This window comes from Pseudomonas sp. B414, assembly GCF_055408445.1.
Map to the genome: position 1 here is coordinate 197624 of NZ_JBUZTQ010000002.1, position 17767 is coordinate 215390.

Annotated in this window: 13 protein-coding genes; 9 read left to right on the forward strand and 4 right to left on the reverse strand. The window is 57.8% G+C overall.

Annotation, left to right across the window (positions count from 1 at the left end):
• The first annotated feature begins 59 nt into the window (after nt 1-59).
• On the forward strand, nt 60-2519 hold the full coding sequence (locus ACZRMH_RS03075) for an EAL domain-containing protein (RefSeq protein WP_464012095.1): 2460 nt from the start codon (nt 60-62) through the stop codon (nt 2517-2519).
• A 46-nt stretch (nt 2520-2565) separates the two neighbouring features.
• On the forward strand, nt 2566-3351 hold the full coding sequence (locus ACZRMH_RS03080; RefSeq protein WP_464012096.1) for a TenA family transcriptional regulator: 786 nt from the start codon (nt 2566-2568) through the stop codon (nt 3349-3351).
• An 82-nt stretch (nt 3352-3433) separates the two neighbouring features.
• On the opposite strand, the gene ACZRMH_RS03085 is transcribed toward ACZRMH_RS03080, so the two are convergent.
• The 4 genes from ACZRMH_RS03085 to ACZRMH_RS03100 form a co-directional block, all read right to left on the reverse strand.
• Nucleotides 3434-4174 carry a YciK family oxidoreductase gene (locus ACZRMH_RS03085; protein WP_464012097.1) on the reverse strand — a complete coding sequence of 247 codons (741 nt, stop codon included), beginning with the start codon at nt 4172-4174 and terminating at the stop codon, nt 3434-3436.
• A 27-nt stretch (nt 4175-4201) separates the two neighbouring features.
• A complete protein-coding gene (mupP, locus tag ACZRMH_RS03090) occupies nt 4202-4873 on the reverse strand; it encodes an N-acetylmuramic acid 6-phosphate phosphatase MupP (RefSeq protein WP_464012098.1) in 672 nt (223 codons plus the stop codon).
• A 3-nt stretch (nt 4874-4876) separates the two neighbouring features.
• Nucleotides 4877-5575, reverse strand: coding sequence for a bifunctional 2-polyprenyl-6-hydroxyphenol methylase/3-demethylubiquinol 3-O-methyltransferase UbiG (ubiG, locus tag ACZRMH_RS03095; RefSeq protein ID WP_464012099.1), 699 nt, complete (start codon nt 5573-5575; stop codon nt 4877-4879).
• Nucleotides 5576-5638: 63 nt separating this feature from the next.
• The gene (locus ACZRMH_RS03100; RefSeq protein ID WP_464012100.1) at nt 5639-6970 is read right to left on the reverse strand and encodes a TRZ/ATZ family hydrolase; all 1332 of its coding nucleotides are present in this window, start codon (nt 6968-6970) and stop codon (nt 5639-5641) included.
• 107 nt (nt 6971-7077) lie between these two features.
• Between ACZRMH_RS03100 and mtnA the strand changes: the two genes are divergently transcribed.
• The 7 genes from mtnA (at nt 7078) to cmk (ending at nt 17655) form a co-directional block, all read left to right on the forward strand.
• Nucleotides 7078-8154, forward strand: coding sequence for an S-methyl-5-thioribose-1-phosphate isomerase (mtnA, locus tag ACZRMH_RS03105; RefSeq protein WP_464012101.1), 1077 nt, complete (start codon nt 7078-7080; stop codon nt 8152-8154).
• A 465-nt stretch (nt 8155-8619) separates the two neighbouring features.
• The gene (gene gyrA / locus ACZRMH_RS03110) at nt 8620-11280 is read left to right on the forward strand and encodes a DNA gyrase subunit A (protein ID WP_464012102.1); all 2661 of its coding nucleotides are present in this window, start codon (nt 8620-8622) and stop codon (nt 11278-11280) included.
• Nucleotides 11281-11432: 152 nt separating this feature from the next.
• Nucleotides 11433-12518, forward strand: coding sequence for a 3-phosphoserine/phosphohydroxythreonine transaminase (serC, locus tag ACZRMH_RS03115; RefSeq protein ID WP_464012103.1), 1086 nt, complete (start codon nt 11433-11435; stop codon nt 12516-12518).
• Nucleotides 12518-13612 carry a prephenate dehydratase gene (pheA, locus tag ACZRMH_RS03120; protein WP_016780245.1) on the forward strand — a complete coding sequence of 365 codons (1095 nt, stop codon included), beginning with the start codon at nt 12518-12520 and terminating at the stop codon, nt 13610-13612. The genes serC and pheA overlap by 1 nt, the downstream gene beginning before the upstream one ends.
• Before the next feature lie 11 nt (nt 13613-13623).
• The gene (gene hisC, locus ACZRMH_RS03125; RefSeq protein WP_464012104.1) at nt 13624-14736 is read left to right on the forward strand and encodes a histidinol-phosphate transaminase; all 1113 of its coding nucleotides are present in this window, start codon (nt 13624-13626) and stop codon (nt 14734-14736) included.
• A gap of 4 nt (nt 14737-14740) precedes the next feature.
• Entirely contained in the window at nt 14741-16972 is a 2232-nt protein-coding gene (locus ACZRMH_RS03130) for a bifunctional prephenate dehydrogenase/3-phosphoshikimate 1-carboxyvinyltransferase (protein ID WP_464012105.1), read from the forward strand.
• The gene (gene cmk, locus ACZRMH_RS03135) at nt 16972-17655 is read left to right on the forward strand and encodes a (d)CMP kinase (RefSeq protein ID WP_464012190.1); all 684 of its coding nucleotides are present in this window, start codon (nt 16972-16974) and stop codon (nt 17653-17655) included. The genes ACZRMH_RS03130 and cmk overlap by 1 nt, the downstream gene beginning before the upstream one ends.
• The last annotated feature ends 112 nt before the right edge of the window (nt 17656-17767 follow it).

The following is a 17767-nucleotide window of genomic DNA, read 5'->3' on the forward strand; positions in this document are numbered from 1 at the left end:
GAGCTGTAGTGAGATTTTCTCTCTGGTTTTCATATGACTCCATGAAGCAAAGGGAACTCATGAAATCAAAACGCCCCCATGGGACACCACGCTTGTTGGGCATTGTTTGGCCCTTTATTGCAGTCGTGCTTTTCCAGGCGTTATTGGGGTGTGTGAGTCTGTATATGCTCTCGGCGGTAAGAAGTTATGTCGGCGGTGAAAGTTTGTGGTCCAAGGGCCAAAAAGACGCCATCTACTTCCTCTATCTGTATTCCGATACTCATCAGCCGATTTATTTCGAGAAATACCAGCAGGCCATAAGTGTTCCTCAGGGCGACCACAAGTTCCGGCTTGCGATGAATCAGTCCCCCATTGATGAGGCCGCAGCCCGCGAAGGTATTCTTCAGGGCGGCAACAGCCCGCAAGATGTCTCCAGCATCATCTGGTTCTATCGCTACTTTCGTCACGTCAGCTATATGGAAACGGCCATCGAGAAGTGGTCCATAGGCGATGCTTACCTTGTGCAACTTGATGATCTGGCCAAAGAGATGCATCAGGTAGTGCTTGCCGGGCAAAGTACGGATGCCGACTCCAAACGTTGGGAAGACGGGATTTTTGCCATCAATGAAGGTATCGCACCTTCAGCCAAGGCTTTTAGTGATGCCTTGGGCGAAGGCTCGCGTTTTATCTGGCGTTTGCTGGTTGTGATCAATCTAGCAACTGCGCTGGCTCTTATTCTCCTTGTGCTCAAGCGCACCAATAAAGTTTTGGCACAGAGCCGTGTATTTGCCGAAGCGCTGCAACTGGAAAAAGAGCGGGCGCAAATTACCCTGGAGTCCATTGGCGACGGGGTCATCACGACCGACGTAAATGGCTCAATTGCTTACATGAACCCGGCGGCCGAGCAACTGACCCAATGGAAGTCCGAGCAAGCACAAGGCGTTACCCTGGCGGCGTTGTTCAAGTTGCTCGACGATGATGATCTTGAAGATGGCTCCACGTTGATTGACCGGATCCTCAGTGGTCAATTAGGGAATAGCCGTGAGCACTCCAGGCTGATTCAGCGCATGGATGGCAGTACGGTTGCAGTCACCCTGGTGGGGGCACCGATCCTCCACGGGGAGGAAGTCAGCGGCGCGGTGCTGGTGCTGCATGATATGACCCAGGAGCGTCAGTACATTGCCAATCTGTCCTGGCAGGCTACCCACGATGCACTGACCGGGTTGGCCAATCGCCGGGAGTTTGAATACCGCCTGGAATTGGTGCTGAAGAATCTGGGTCGACAACAAGGTCGGCATGCCCTGATGTTTCTTGATCTGGACCAGTTCAAGCTGGTCAATGACACCTGTGGCCATGCCGCAGGTGATGAGCTGTTGCGCCATATCTGTGTATTGCTGCGAACCGGCTTGCGTGAAGGGGATACGCTGGCGCGACTGGGCGGTGACGAGTTCGGCATCTTGCTCGAAAATTGCCCGGTAGAAATGGCCGAAAAAATCGCCGGCGGCCTGCGCCAGGCAGTGCAAAGCCTGCATTTCGCCTGGAAGGGGCGGCCATTTATGAGCACCATCAGCATAGGTCTGGTGCACATCCATCACGCCCCTGCCACCCTTGAGTCATTGATGCGGGCTGCGGACATGGCCTGCTATATGGCCAAGGAAAAGGGCCGTAATCGGGTGCAGGTATATCACGCAGATGACACGGAACTGTCATTGCGCTTTGGTGAAATGGCCTGGGTGCAGCGTTTGCATGTGGCGCTGGAAGAAAACCGCTTCAGCCTTTACGCACAAGAAATCACGCCCTTAGGGAGTACGCAGGAGAACGCCGGGCATATCGAAATTTTACTGCGACTGCAAGATGAGGGCGGGCGCATTGTTTTCCCTGACAGCTTTATCCCGGCCGCTGAACGCTACGGTTTAATGAGCTCGATAGACCGTTGGGTGGTGGAAAATGTGTTCAAGATCATTTCCGAATGCTCAACTCATTCGGCTGGGAAGCCAATGGCCATGTGTGCTATCAACTTGTCCGGCTCTACCATTGGCGATGATGATTTTCTGGCGTTTCTGCATGAACAATTCGAGTGTTATGGTGTTTCGCCAAAACTTATCTGCTTTGAAATTACCGAAACCAGCGCGATTGCCAATTTGGGTAATGCAATCCGGTTTATTAATGATCTCAAGGCCTTGGGCTGTCACTTTTCTTTGGATGACTTTTGTGCCGGAATGTCTTCATTTGCATACTTGAAACATCTGCCTGTCGACTTTTTGAAAATTGATGGCAGTTTCGTCAAGGACATGCTGGACGATCCGATCAATCGAGCCATGGTTGAAGTCATTAATCATATTGGCCATGTCATGGGTAAGCGCACCATTGCCGAATTTGTTGAAAGTACGCAAATAGAGCAGGCCCTGGTGGAAATAGGTGTGGATTATGCGCAAGGCTATATTGTTCAGCGCCCGCAGCCATTTACCTTTGACAGTTTATTGCAGCGGCCTGTGCGTTCCAGACCTGTGACGTTAAAGTCTCCGGGCACTTTGCGTTGAATTGTTCTACATTTTCTGGAGTATCTTCTGAAAAAGGATTTGGATTGTGATGGAAGTATTCAACCGAACAGGGCCTCTTATGGAGGAAGCCAGTTATCCTCAGTGGGCCCAGCAGTTGATTCGGGACTGTGGTGAGAGCAAGCGCCGGGTTGTCGGGCACGAGATCTACAAGCGCATGCGCGATAACACCCTGAGCCCCAAGGCCATGCGCACCTATCTAATTGGCGGTTGGCCGGTAGTCGAGCAGTTCTCGTTGTATATGGGGCGCAACCTGGGCAAAACCCGTTATGGGCGGCATGCGGGTGAAGACATGGCGCGCCGCTGGCTGATTCGCAATATCCGCGTCGAACTCAACCATGCCGACTACTGGGTGAACTGGGCCAAAGCCCACGGCGTAAGCCTTGAAGAGTTGATCGCCCAGGATGTTCCGGCCGAATTCAATGCGCTGAATGACTGGTGCTGGCATACCTGCGCGGCTGACTCACTGGCCGTGTCCATGGCTGCGACCAACTACGCCATCGAGGGTGCGGTGGGTGAGTGGGCTGCTACGGTATGTTCGCGGGACATCTATGAAGAGTCGTTCCCGCTGGAGGGGCGCAAGCGAGCAATGAAATGGCTGAAGATGCACGCTCAGTATGATGACGAGCATCCTTGGGAGGCGCTGGAAATCGTCTGCACCCTGGCGGGAATGAACCCCTCCCGGGAGCTGATTGGCGAACTGCGCAAGGCAATCTGCAAAAGCTATGACTACATGTATCTGTTTTTGCAAAGTTGCCTGCAAATCGACAGGGCACACATTGTACGTGAGCAGCGAGAGTTGGTTGAGAGCTGAAGGGGCGTTGCCCGGTATTTAAACGCATAAAAAACCGCAGGCTGCATTCACATGCAGGCTGCGGTTTTTGTTTGTGGCCGTGTTACTGCGCGTCGAAAGCCTGGCCGTTGATCCCGGTGCTGTCCGGGCCCATCAGGTACAGGTAAACCGGCATGATTTCGTGCGGCTCCGGGTTGCTCTCCGGGTTTTCCCCTGGGTATGCCAGGGCGCGCATGCTGGTGCGGGTCGCGCCGGGGTTGATGCTGTTGGCGCGAACCGGGGCGACGTTTTCGACTTCGTCGGCCAGGGTTTGCATCAGGCCTTCTGTGGCGAACTTCGAGACGCCATAGGCGCCCCAGTAAGCGCGACCTTTGCGCCCGACACTGCTGGAGGTGAAGATCACCGAGGCGTCCTGCGACAGCTTGAGCAGGGGTAGCAGGGTGCTGGTGAGCATAAACATGGCGTTGACGTTGATATGCATCACGCGCATGAAGTTCTCGCCGGAAAGCTGCTCCAGAGGCGTGCGCGGGCCAATGATCGAGGCGTTGTGCAGCAGCCCGTCAAGGTGGCCAAACTCGGTTTCGATCATGGCAGCCAGTTCATCGTATTGATGGGGCTGGGCGGTTTCGAGATTGAACGGAATGACCACCGGTTGCGGATGACCGGCGGCCTCGATCTCGTCATAGACCTGGCTCAGGTTGGCCTCGGTCTTGCCCAGCAGCAGCACGGTGGCGCCGTGTGCGGCATAAGTTTTGGCCGCCGCTGCACCGATGCCACGGCCAGCGCCGGTAACCAGGATCACCCGGTCCTGGAGCAGGTTGGGGCGGGCTGAATAATCAAACATAGAAAACCTCAACAAAATCGAACATCGTTAGCAGCTGCACATCGCGTTATCCAGCACCTTGCGCAACTCGCCGGGGTGGTCGACCACCACATCGGCACCCCAGTGATCCGGGTTGTCGTCGGGGTGGATATAGCCAAAGCGCACGGCAGCGGTTTTGGTCCCGGCATCGCGCCCGGACTCGATATCGCGCAGGTCATCACCGACAAACAGCACGCTGGCCGGGTCAAGGTCGAGCATTTTGCAGGCCAGGATCAGCGGCTCGGGGTCAGGTTTGCTGTTTGTCACATGGTCAGGACAAATCAGCAGCGCAGAACGTTCGGCCAGCCCCAGCCGCTCCATGATCGGCTGTGCGAAGCGCACCGGCTTGTTGGTGACGACGCCCCATACCAGATGGGCTTTTTCGATATCGGCCAGCAACTCTTCCATGCCGTCAAACAGCTTGGTGTGTACCGCGCAATCACGCTGATAGCGCTCCAGGAACTCCAGGCGCAGCTCTTCAAAGCCGGGTGCGTCCGGGTCCATGCTAAAGGTTGCGGCCACCATGGCGCGGGCACCGCCGGAAATTTCATCGCGGATCAGTTTGTCGGCGACGGGCGGCAGATCGCGATCGGCGCGCATGGCCTGACAGATGGCAATAAAATCCGGCGCGGTGTCGAGCAGGGTGCCGTCCATGTCAAAAAGAACTGCTCTTAAACGCATGTATTACTCCTCGCGAAGGGTCTGGATCATGTAGTTGACGTCAACATCGTTGCCCAGCTTGTAGTGCTTGGTCAGCGGGTTGTAGGTCATGCCGACGATATCCTTGACGCTCAGGCCGGCCTGACGGCTCCAGGCGCCCAGTTCGGAAGGGCGGATAAACTTCTTGAAGTCGTGGGTCCCGCGGGGGATCAGCTTCATGATGTATTCGGCGCCGATAATCGCGAACAGATACGACTTGGGGTTGCGGTTGATCGTCGAGAAGAACACCTGGCCGCCGGGCTTGACCATCTTGTAGCAGGCGCGGATCACCGAGGACGGGTCAGGTACGTGCTCAAGCATTTCCAGGCAGGTGACCACATCGAACTGCCCGGGCATTTCTTCGGCCAGGTCTTCGGCGGTGATCTGGCGGTACTCAACGCTCACGCCGGATTCCAGTTGATGCAGTTGGGCCACGGCCAGCGGAGCTTCACCCATATCGATACCCATCACGGTGGCGCCGCGCTGAGCCATGGACTCGCTGAGAATGCCGCCGCCGCAACCGACGTCGAGGATTTTTTTACCGGCCAGTTGCACGCGCTCGTCAATCCAGTTGACGCGCAGCGGGTTGATGTCGTGCAGCGGCTTGAACTCGCTTTCACGGTCCCACCAGCGATGGGCTAGCGCTTCGAATTTGGCGATCTCGGCGTGGTCAACGTTGCTCATGGGTAAATCCTCTAAAGCTGAATAATCTGGTAAGGCTCCGGGCGCAGGCCCGAAGGTACTGAATCAATGAGTATGGCTGTTTATGCGCTCGCCCCAGGCTCTGGCTGTTGCGCAAAGTTGTTGCTCGTCCAGACGCGTCAGGCGTCGATCATCCAGCAGTTGCTTGCCTGCGACCCACAGGTGTTTCACGCAATCGCGGCCAGTGGCGTAGATCAGTTGTGACACGGGGTCGTAGACCGGTTGCTGGGCCAGCCCGCTGAGGTCGAAGGCAACCAGATCGGCGGCCTTGCCGATTTCGATCGAGCCGGTGTCACTTTCAATGCCCAGGGCGCGCGCGCCGTTGAGCGTGGCCATGCGCAGTGCACGATGTGCGTCCAGTGCGGTGGCCGAGCCCGCAACGGCCTTGGCCAGCAAGGCGGCGGTACGGGTTTCGCCGAGCAGGTCGAGGTCATTGTTGCTCGCAGCACCATCAGTACCGACGGCCACATTGACGCCTGCTTGCCACAAGCGTTCCACCGGGCAGAAGCCACTGGCCAGTTTCAGATTGGATTCCGGGCAGTGAATCACGCTGGAGTTGCTTTCTACCAGCATCGACAGGTCGTCATCGCTGATCTGGGTCATATGAACGGCCTGGAAGCGCGGGCCCAGCAGACCCAGGCGGGCGAGGCGGGCGACGGGGCGTTCGCCGTGCTGCTCGACGGCCTGGTGCACTTCAAAGGCGGTTTCGTGGACGTGCATATGAATGGCCGCGTCCAGTTCATCGGCGATGACGCGGATCTTTTCCAGGTTCTCGTCGCCCACTGTGTAAGGCGCGTGGGGGCCGAAAGCAATCTTGATCCGCGGGTGAAACTTCAGGTCGGCGAACATTTCCACGGCCTGACGCAGAGCTTCGTCAGCGCTGCTGGCGCCGGGAATCGGGAAGTCGAGAATCGGGATGGCGATCTGTGCCCGGATACCGCTGTTGTGCACGCACTCACTGGCGACCTTGGGGTAGAAATACATATCACTGAAGCAGGTGATGCCGCCCTTGAGTTGCTCGGCGATGGCGAGATTGGTGCCGTCGCGCACGAACTCCTCATCGACCCACTTGCCCTCGGCCGGCCAGATATGCTGCTCCAGCCAGGTCATCAAGGGCAGGTCATCGGCCATGCCGCGGAACAACGTCATCGCCGCGTGACCGTGGGCATTGATCAGCCCGGGGCTGAGCAGCATGTCCGGCAGTTCGCGGGTTTGCGTGGCGGTGTGCTTGAGAGCTTGTTCGCGTGGGCCAATAAACACAATGCGCCCGTCGCGAATGCCAACGCCGTGATCCTTGAGTACGACACCGGCCGGTTCAACAGGCACGAGCCAGGTGGGCAGCAGCAGTAAGTCCAGGGTCATGGTCGGGGTTGGCATCGAAAACAGATTCCAGTGCGTTATAAAAGGAGGCGAAGTATACCCGAGCGTCTTGAGGGTGGGCTCGCTATAATCGGCGGCTTTGTTACTGGGTGATGGGGGAAGGCATGCGCGATCGACTGTTGGCTGCGGAAAAGGTTAAGGCCATCGATTGGCGGGACGACGCCCTGTATTTGCTGGATCAACGCATCCTGCCCTTTGAAGAGAACTGGTTGGCGTACACCGGTGTAGAAGGTGTGGCCCAGGCGATTCGCGACATGGTTGTGCGCGGTGCCCCGGCGATCGGTATCGCTGCCGCCTATGGCGTGGTGCTGGCTGCACGCGTGCGCAAGGCCGCTGGTGGCGACTGGCTGGCTGCGCTGGAAGAGGATTTCACCCTGCTGGCGGACTCGCGCCCAACAGCGGTGAACCTGTTCTGGGCCTTGAACCGCATGCGCGACCGTCTGGCCCGAAGCCAGAACCGCGCGGATGTGTTGCAGGTGCTTGAGGCCGAGGCTGTAGCCATCCATGAGAGTGACCGCGAGGCCAATCTGACCATGGCGCAGTTGGGTGTCGACGTCATTCGCCGCCATCAGGGCAATGCCCAGGCGGTGCTGACCCACTGCAACACCGGAGCCCTGGCCACAGGCGGCTTTGGCACGGCCTTGGGGGTGATTCGGGCTGCCTGGCTCGAAGGCATGATCGAACAGGTCTATGCCGATGAAACCCGGCCCTGGCTGCAGGGTTCGCGCTTGACGGCGTGGGAACTGGCCAATGAAGGCATCCCGGTGGTGCTCAATGTTGACTCGGCCGCCGCGCATATCATGAAAACCAAGGGCGTTACCTGGGTGATCGTGGGCGCTGACCGGATAACCGCCAATGGTGATGTGGCCAACAAGATCGGCACCTACCAACTGGCGGTCAATGCCATGCACCACGGCGTGCGCTTTATGGTGGTGGCACCGAGTTCGACCATTGATATGGATCTGGCCTCGGGCGATGACATTCCTATAGAAGAACGTGACGGCAGTGAACTGCTGGAAGTTGGCGGCAAGCGCGTGGGTGCCGATGTACAGGCCTTTAACCCGGTGTTTGATGTGACTCCGGCTGACCTGATTGACGTGATCGTTACTGAGAAAGGCGTGATCGAGCGTCCGGATGCGGCGAAAATGGCTCAATTAATGTGTCGCAAGCGGCTGCATTGAAATATGGACCTGTAGCAGTTGCCGAAGGAACGAGGCTGCGTTCGGTTGCGAAGCGACCGCAAATCCTGAATCCCGGCTTTACCTGATCCACCGCAGTTTTCGGCTTTACGACTGCTGCGCAGCCGGACGTAGCCTCGCACTGCTCGTCAACTGCTACGAGGCATTGTGGATCGGGTCGCGCAGCCTTCAAATCGCCTTCAGAGTCCCTCTGAGGCCCTTCACGCCGATAAACGTCGCAATTACTACGCTCCATGCGCATCTGGGGGATAGGTGCGTGGCGGCGATTGTGATAACATTCGGCGGTTTCCAGGGTCGCCCGCAAGGGTTGCCCTTACTGCGCAAATCCGTGACATAACTTGTTGATTTGTCGTAAGTCGTTGCGTGGCACGTGGCCAGCGGCGGCGAGCTTCGTTCGTCCCGAATGGATGTGGCGAAGTTTCACCCGAAAAAGGAATCAGGCTTCTCATGGGCGAACTGGCCAAAGAAATCCTCCCGGTCAATATCGAAGACGAGCTGAAACAGTCCTACCTCGACTACGCGATGAGCGTAATTGTCGGGCGGGCACTGCCTGATGCACGCGATGGCTTGAAGCCCGTGCACCGGCGTGTGCTGTTTGCGATGAGCGAACTGAACAACGACTGGAACAAGCCGTACAAGAAATCTGCCCGTGTGGTCGGTGACGTTATCGGTAAGTATCACCCGCACGGTGATACGGCTGTTTACGACACCATCGTTCGAATGGCTCAGCCATTCTCTCTGCGCTACCTGCTGGTAGACGGTCAGGGCAACTTCGGTTCGGTCGACGGCGACAACGCCGCAGCGATGCGATACACCGAAGTGCGCATGACCAAGCTGGCCCACGAGCTGCTGGCCGACTTGCACAAAGAGACCGTGGACTGGGTGCCGAACTACGACGGCACGGAAATGATCCCGGCCGTCATGCCGACACGAATTCCCAACTTGCTGGTCAACGGTTCCAGCGGTATCGCTGTGGGCATGGCCACCAATATCCCGCCACACAACCTCGGTGAAGTCATCGACGGCTGCCTGGCGCTGATCGACAACCCGGAGCTGAGCATCGATGAACTGATGCAATTCATCCCGGGCCCGGACTTCCCGACCGCCGCAATCATCAACGGCCGTGCCGGTATCATCGAAGCCTACCGTACCGGTCGTGGCCGCATATATATGCGCGCCCGCTCGATGATCGAAGACATCGACAAGGTCGGTGGTCGTCAGCAGATCGTGATCACTGAGCTGCCGTACCAGCTGAACAAGGCGCGTTTGATCGAAAAGATCGCCGAGCTGGTAAAAGAGAAGAAGCTTGAAGGCATCACCGAGCTGCGTGACGAGTCCGACAAGGACGGCATGCGCGTTGTGATCGAGCTGCGTCGTGGTGAAGTGCCAGAGGTTATCCTTAATAACCTTTATGCCCAGACTCAGTTGCAAGCGGTGTTCGGTATCAACATCGTTGCCCTGATCGACGGTCGCCCACGCATCCTCAACCTCAAGGATCTGCTGGAAGCCTTCGTTCGTCACCGTCGTGAAGTGGTGACCCGTCGTACCGTTTTCGAGCTGCGCAAAGCCCGTGAGCGTGGCCATATCCTTGAAGGCCAGGCGGTTGCCCTGTCCAACATCGACCCGGTTATCGCGCTGATCAAGGCCTCGCCAACCCCGTCCGAAGCCAAGGAAGCGCTGATCAGCACGCCTTGGGAGTCGACTGCGGTAGTGGCCATGGTTGAGCGTGCCGGTGCCGACTCGTGCCGCCCGGAAAACCTTGATCCGCAATACGGTCTGCGTGACGGCAAGTACTTCCTGTCGCCAGAACAGGCCCAGGCCATTCTTGAATTGCGCCTGCACCGCTTGACCGGCCTTGAGCACGAGAAGCTGCTGGCCGAGTACCAGGAAATCCTCAACCAGATCGGTGAGCTGATCCGCATCCTCAACAGCGCCGAGCGCTTGATGGAAGTGATCCGCGAGGAGCTGGAAGTCATTCGTGCCGAATACGGTGATGTGCGCCGTACCGAGATCCTGGATCACCGTCTCGACCTGACCCTGGGCGACATGATTCCGGAAGAAGAGCGCGTTGTAACCATTTCCCACGGTGGCTATGCCAAGACCCAGCCATTGGCTGCGTACCAGGCCCAGCGTCGTGGCGGTAAAGGTAAATCGGCTACTGGCGTCAAGGATGAGGACTACATCGCTCACCTGCTGGTTGCCAACAGCCACACCACGCTGCTGCTGTTCTCCAGCAAAGGCAAGGTGTACTGGCTCAAGACCTATGAAATCCCTGAAGCGTCCCGCGCGGCCCGTGGTCGTCCGCTGGTGAACCTGTTGCCGCTGGGTGAGGGTGAGTACATCACCACCATGCTGCCGGTCGAGGATTACACCGAAGGTCACTTCATCTTTATGGCGACCGCCAACGGCACCGTGAAGAAGACTCCGCTGGAATCCTTCAGCCGTCAGCGCAGCGTGGGTCTGATCGCGCTGGAGCTGGACGAAGGCGACGTACTGATCAGCGCCGCGATCACCGATGGCGAGCGTGAAGTCATGCTGTTCTCCGATGGCGGCAAGGTGACTCGCTTCAAGGAGTCCGATGTCCGTGCCATGGGTCGTACGGCCCGCGGTGTTCGCGGTATGCGTTTGCCAGAAGGGCAGAAGCTGATTTCGATGCTGATTCCTGAGGAAGGCAGCCAGATTCTCACCGCTTCGGCGCGTGGTTATGGCAAGCGCACGGCAATCAGCGAGTTCCCTGAGTACAAGCGTGGCGGTCAGGGCGTTATCGCCATGGTCAGCAACGATCGTAACGGCCGTCTGGTCGGTGCGGTTCAGGTGCAGGACGGCGAAGAAATCATGTTGATTTCCGATCAGGGCACCCTGGTGCGCACCCGTGTCGACGAAGTGTCGAGCCTGGGTCGTAATACCCAGGGCGTCACCTTGATCAAGCTGGCCAGCGACGAAACGCTGGTAGGGCTTGAGCGGGTTCAGGAGCCTTCGGAAATCGAAGGTGAAGAACTTGAAGGTGAGGGCGAAGGCGGTGCAGAGTTCGACGGTGAGGTCATCCACGATGGCGTTGACGACGAGCAGCCGCTAGAGGCTGGCGCTGACGAAGAACCGCAGGAATAAGCGGACACACAGGGGGCGGATGAGAATTCGCCCCCTTGTTGTATGTCCGGTATGAAAGTTTGCGACACTGCGGGAGCGAGCCAGCTGCCACAAGCAACAAAGTGTCGAGAGTTGATTTATTGCGTGACCACCAAATCAGAGTGAGAGTGGAAGTGAGCAAACGAGCCTATAACTTCTGCGCAGGTCCTGCTGCGCTACCTGAAGCTGTCCTGTTGCGTGCCCAGTCCGAGTTGCTCGACTGGCATGGCAAGGGCCTCTCGGTCATGGAAATGAGCCATCGCAGCGATGAGTTCGTGTCCATTGCGACCAAGGCTGAGCAGGATCTGCGTGACCTGCTGTCTATTCCCTCGAACTACAAAGTCCTGTTTCTGCAAGGCGGCGCAAGCCAGCAATTTGCCCAGATCCCGCTGAATCTGCTGCCTGAAAATGGCAAGGCGGATTACATCGATACCGGTATCTGGTCGCAGAAGGCCATTGAAGAAGCTTCGCGTTTCGGTCATGTCAACGTGGCAGCTACCGCCAAGCCTTACGATTACTTCGCGATTCCTGGTCAGAATGAGTGGAACCTGTCGAAAGACGCGGCCTACGTTCATTACGCGCCAAACGAGACTATCGGTGGTCTGGAGTTCGACTGGATTCCGCAAACGGGCGATGTGCCGCTGATTGCTGACATGTCTTCGGACATTTTGTCGCGTCCGGTTGATGTGTCCCGATTCGGCATGATCTACGCCGGCGCGCAGAAAAACATCGGTCCGAGCGGCATCGTGGTCAATATCATTCGTGAAGACCTGCTGGGTCGTGCGCGCTCAATCTGCCCGACCATGCTCGATTACAAGGTCGCGGCCGATAATGGCTCGATGTACAACACCCCGCCGACACTGGCCTGGTACCTGTCCGGTCTGGTGTTCGAATGGCTGAAAGAGCAGGGCGGTGTTGAGGCTATCGGCAAGCTCAATGAAGTGAAAAAACGTACCTTGTACGACTTTATTGATGCCAGCGGCCTGTACAGCAACCCGATCAACCTTTCTGACCGCTCCTGGATGAACGTACCCTTCCGTCTGGCGGACGATCGTCTCGACAAGCCGTTCCTGGCCGGCGCCGAAGCGCGCGGGTTGCTGAACCTCAAGGGGCATCGTTCGGTGGGCGGCATGCGGGCTTCGATCTATAACGCTGTGGATATCAATGCGGTCAATGCGTTGGTGGCTTACATGGCAGAGTTCGAGAAGGAACACGGCTAATGTCCGAACAGGAACTGAAGGCACTGCGCCTGCGTATCGACAGCCTGGACGAAAAAGTCCTGGAACTGATCAGCGAACGGGCGCGCTGCGCCCAGGAAGTGGCGCGAGTCAAGATGGCTTCGCTGGCCGAAGGTGAAGTGCCGGTCTTTTACCGGCCTGAGCGTGAGGCTCAGGTGCTCAAGCGCGTCATGGAACGCAATAAAGGCCCGTTGGGCAACGAAGAGATGGCGCGACTGTTTCGCGAAATCATGTCTTCCTGCCTGGCCCTGGAACAGCCGCTGAAAGTAGCTTACCTTGGCCCTGAAGGCACCTTTACCCAGGCCGCAGCCATGAAACACTTTGGCCATGCGGTTATCAGCAAGCCAATGGCTGCGATTGATGAAGTGTTCCGCGAAGTGGCAGCGGGCGCGGTGAATTTCGGCGTGGTACCGGTGGAAAACTCCACCGAAGGCGCCGTCAACCACACGCTCGACAGCTTCCTTGAGCATGACATGGTGATCTGTGGCGAAGTTGAGCTGCGTATCCACCATCACTTGCTGGTGGGTGAAAACACCAAGACCGACAGCATCAGCCGTATCTATTCCCATGCACAGTCGCTGGCCCAGTGCCGCAAGTGGCTGGATGCGCATTACCCGAACGTCGAGCGTATTGCCGTGTCGAGCAATGCCGAGGCGGCCAAGCGGGTCAAGGGTGAGTGGAACTCGGCAGCGATTGCCGGTGATATGGCGGCAGGTCTGTATGGCTTGACCCGACTGGCCGAAAAAATCGAAGACCGCCCGGACAACTCCACGCGGTTCTTGATGATTGGCAGTCAGGAAGTACCGCCTACTGGCGATGACAAGACTTCGATCATTGTGTCGATGAGCAACCGTCCAGGTGCTCTGCATGAGCTGCTGGTGCCGTTCCATGAAAACGGTATCGACCTGACACGCATCGAGACGCGCCCTTCGCGTAGCGGTAAGTGGACCTATGTGTTTTTCATCGACTTTGCTGGCCATCACCGCGACCCGTTGGTCAAAAGTGTTCTGGAGCAAATCAGTCAAGAAGCCGTAGCACTTAAAGTATTGGGTTCCTACCCGAAAGCGGTTCTCTGAGGCGATAAAACATGAGCGGTGATTTCCTCGCCCTGGCGCAGCCGGGCGTGCAACAACTTTCGCCTTACGTCCCGGGCAAGCCTGTGGACGAGCTGGCGCGTGAGCTGGATCTGGATCCGGCCACCATCGTCAAGCTGGCCAGCAACGAAAACCCTTTGGGTGCGAGCCCCAAGGCGCTGGAAGCCATTCGTGCCGAGCTGGCCGAATTGACGCGCTACCCCGATGGCAATGGTTTTGCCCTTAAAAGCCTGCTGGCTGAGCAGTGTGGCGTGCAGCTAGATCAGGTCACCCTGGGTAACGGCTCGAACGATATCCTCGAGCTGGTGGCCCGTGCCTATCTGGCGCCAGGCCTGAACGCCGTGTTCAGCGAGCACGCATTTGCCGTGTATCCGATTGTGACCCAGGCAGTGGGTGCGCAGGCACGGGTCGTCCCGGCCAAGGACTGGGGGCATGACCTGCCTGCCATGCTTGCCGCCATCGACAGCGATACGCGGGTGGTCTTTATTGCCAACCCGAACAACCCGACCGGCACCTGGTTTGGCGTCGATGCGCTGAACGAGTTCTTGCAGGATGTGCCGGAGCATGTGCTCGTGGTTCTGGACGAGGCCTATATCGAGTACGCAGAAGGCGGTGATCTGCCTGATGGTCTGGAGTTTCTGTCGGCTTATCCCAATCTGCTGGTTTCCCGTACCTTCTCCAAGGCTTATGGTCTGGCCGCCCTGCGCGTGGGTTATGGCCTGTCGACAGCAGTGGTTGCCGATGTGCTGAACCGCGTTCGCCAACCGTTCAACGTCAACAGCCTGGCCCTGGCTGCGGCTTGCGCGGCGCTGAAAGATAGCGATTACCTGGCTCAGAGTCGTCGCCTCAACGAAGCCGGCATGCAGCAGTTGCAGGATGGCTTTCGTGAGTTGGGTCTGGGCTGGATTCCATCGAAGGGCAACTTTGTTGCGCTGGACCTCGGTCAAGTAGCAGCCCCGGTTTATCAGGGGTTGTTGCGTGAAGGTGTGATCGTGCGCCCGGTAGCCAACTACGGGATGCCGAACCATTTGCGTATCACTATTGGTTTGCCGGCGGAAAATACCCGTCTGCTTGAGGCGCTGGCCAAGGTTCTTGCTCGTGGTTGATGTAATGTCTGTGCAATCTGTAAAGCCTGTAATAGGGCGCTTGGTCGTTGTCGGGTTGGGCCTGATTGGCGGATCTTTCGCCAAGGGCATGCGTGAAAGCGGTCTGTGCTCGGAAGTAGTCGGTGTTGATCTTGATCCCGAGTCCTGTGTGTTGGCCGTTGATCTGGGTGTGGTCGATCGCTGTGAAGCAGATCTGGCCACTGCCTGCGTGGGTGCAGATGTCATTCAGTTGGCGGTGCCGATTCTGGCCATGGAAAAAATGCTCGGCCTGTTGGCGCGCATGAATCTGGGGCGGGCAGTGATCACTGATGTGGGCAGCGCCAAGGGTAATGTCGTACGCGCTGCGGCGCAGGCTTTTGGCAGCATGCCCGGGCGTTTTGTCCCCGGTCATCCCATCGCCGGGTCTGAGCAAAGTGGTGTAGAAGCCTCGAACGCCAGTCTGTTTGAGCGGCACAAGGTGATTTTGACGCCTGTGGCCCAAACCGACGCTGACGCGTTGGCCCTGGTCGACGCAATGTGGCGCGCCCTGGGGGCTGACGTCGAGCATATGCAGGTCGAGCGGCATGACGAGGTGTTGGCTGCAACCAGCCATTTGCCTCATTTGCTGGCCTTTGGGTTGGTGGACTCTCTTGCCAAGCGCAACGAGAATCTGGATATCTTCCGTTACGCAGCGGGTGGCTTCCGTGATTTCACAAGAATCGCCGGCAGCGACCCGGTAATGTGGCATGACATCTTCCTTGCGAATCGCGAGGCGGTGCTGCGCACATTGGATACATTTCGCAGTGATCTCGACGCCTTGCGCGACGCGGTCGATGCAGGGGATGGGCATCAATTGCTGGGCGTTTTCACTCGCGCCCGGGTTGCCCGCGAGCATTTCAGTAAAATCCTGGCCCGCCGGGCATATGTGGACGCTATGAATTCCAACGATCTGATTTTTTTGGCAAATCCTGGTGGTCAAGTAACTGGCCGGATCCGCGTACCAGGCGACAAATCCATTTCTCACCGCTCGATTATGCTCGGCTCTCTGGCCGAAGGCACGACCGAAGTTGAGGGTTTCCTTGAGGGCGAAGATGCCCTGGCAACCCTGCAAGCATTCCGTGATATGGGTGTGGTTATCGAAGGTCCGCATCATGGTCGCGTGACCATTCATGGTGTTGGCCTGCATGGTTTGAAAGCGCCTCCTGGTCCGATCTACCTGGGTAACTCGGGTACCTCGATGCGCCTGTTGTCCGGCCTGCTGGCCGCGCAGAGCTTCGATACCACCCTGACCGGCGATGCCTCCCTGACCAAGCGTCCGATGAATCGCGTGGCCAATCCATTGCGTGAAATGGGCGCAGTGATTGAAACCGCCGCTGAAGGCCGCCCACCGATGACCATTCGCGGTGGTCATGCACTCAAAGGCATGGACTACACCTTGCCGATGGCCAGTGCCCAGGTTAAATCCTGTCTGTTGCTGGCGGGCCTGTATGCAGAAGGCAAGACTTCGGTAACCGAACCTGCACCGACCCGCGACCATACCGAGCGCATGCTGCAGGGCTTCGGTTACCCGGTTACGGTTAATGGCCCTACAGCTTCGGTTGAGTCGGGCCACAAGCTGACCGCAACTCATATCGAAGTGCCAGGCGATATTTCTTCGTCGGCGTTCTTCCTGGTTGCCGCTTCTATCGCTGAAGGCTCGGACCTGTTACTTGAGCATGTGGGCATCAATCCGACCCGTACCGGGGTTATCGACATCTTGCGTCTGATGGGGGCTGATATCACCCTCGAAAACCAGCGTGAAGTGGGTGGCGAGCCGGTTGCTGACTTGCGCGTGCGAGCTGCCAGGCTCAAGGGTATCGAGATTCCCGAAGAGCTGGTGCCGCTGGCTATCGATGAATTCCCGGTATTGTTTGTTGCGGCTGCCGTGGCTGAGGGTCGAACCATCCTGCGTGGCGCTGAAGAGCTGCGGGTCAAGGAATCTGACCGCATTCAGGTGATGGCGGACGGCTTGCTGGCGCTGGGCGTGAAATGCGAGCCGACACCGGACGGCATTATTATTGATGGTGGTACCATCGGTGGTGGCGAGGTTCATGGTCACGGTGATCACCGTATCGCGATGGCCTTCAGCGTTGCGTCGTTGCGTGCGACTGCTCCAATCCGCATCCATGATTGTGCCAACGTGGCGACTTCGTTCCCTAACTTCCTTGCTCTGTGCAAGCAGGTTGGCATGCGTGTCGCTGAAGAGGCGAATTCGTGATGGTTTCGGCACCGGTTATCACCATCGACGGCCCAAGCGGTTCGGGCAAAGGCACCGTTGCTGGCATCCTGGCCAAGCGCCTTGGGTGGAACTTGCTCGACTCCGGTGCCTTGTACCGCTTGCTGGCTTTTGCGGCAGGCAATCACGGTGTTGCGCTGGATAATGAGGCGTTGCTGGAAAAACTGGCTGCGCATCTTGATGTCCAGTTTATCGGCGCGACAGACGGTAAACCTGCTCGCATCATTCTGGAAGGCGACGAGGTGACTCACGCCATCCGCAGTGAGACGGTTGCTGCCGGAGCCTCCAAAGTCGCGGCTTTGCCGGCTGTGCGCGACGCACTGCTGCAGCGCCAGCGTGCATTTCTGGAGTTTCCGGGCCTGGTTGCTGACGGTCGGGACATGGGGACAGTGGTCTTTCCTGACGCTCCGTTGAAGGTTTTTCTGACCGCCAGCGCCGAGGAGCGGGCCCGCCGCCGTTACTTGCAGTTGAAGGCCAAGGGCGATGATGTTAGTCTCTCGGGTCTGCTAGATGAGATTCGTGCCCGCGACGAGCGTGATACGCAGCGTGCAATAGCCCCGCTCAAACCGGCGGCTGATGCCATACAGCTGGACTCTACGGAGTTATCCATCGAGCAGGTGCTGGAACGCATCATGAGCGAAATCGCACTCCGCGATATCGCCTGATGACCAAGAAAGCGTGCAGGAGACCAGAAATAGTCCTGCATGCCTTCTTTTATATAAACGTAACCCACATTGTCTGGAATGTGGCAGATGGGCGTATTCCTTCGCCCTTGAT

Coding starts and splice junctions, on each gene's coding strand:
- ACZRMH_RS03075 (WP_464012095.1), top strand. CDS start 60: ATGAAATCAAAACGCCCCCATGGGACACCACGCTTGTTGGGCATTGTT.
- ACZRMH_RS03085 (WP_464012097.1), bottom strand. CDS start 4,174: ATGTTTGATTATTCAGCCCGCCCCAACCTGCTCCAGGACCGGGTGATC.
- mupP (WP_464012098.1), bottom strand. CDS start 4,873: ATGCGTTTAAGAGCAGTTCTTTTTGACATGGACGGCACCCTGCTCGAC.
- ubiG (WP_464012099.1), bottom strand. CDS start 5,575: ATGAGCAACGTTGACCACGCCGAGATCGCCAAATTCGAAGCGCTAGCC.
- ACZRMH_RS03100 (WP_464012100.1), bottom strand. CDS start 6,970: ATGCCAACCCCGACCATGACCCTGGACTTACTGCTGCTGCCCACCTGG.
- mtnA (WP_464012101.1), top strand. CDS start 7,078: ATGCGCGATCGACTGTTGGCTGCGGAAAAGGTTAAGGCCATCGATTGG.
- gyrA (WP_464012102.1), top strand. CDS start 8,620: ATGGGCGAACTGGCCAAAGAAATCCTCCCGGTCAATATCGAAGACGAG.
- pheA (WP_016780245.1), top strand. CDS start 12,518: ATGTCCGAACAGGAACTGAAGGCACTGCGCCTGCGTATCGACAGCCTG.
- hisC (WP_464012104.1), top strand. CDS start 13,624: ATGAGCGGTGATTTCCTCGCCCTGGCGCAGCCGGGCGTGCAACAACTT.
- ACZRMH_RS03130 (WP_464012105.1), top strand. CDS start 14,741: ATGTCTGTGCAATCTGTAAAGCCTGTAATAGGGCGCTTGGTCGTTGTC.
- cmk (WP_464012190.1), top strand. CDS start 16,972: ATGGTTTCGGCACCGGTTATCACCATCGACGGCCCAAGCGGTTCGGGC.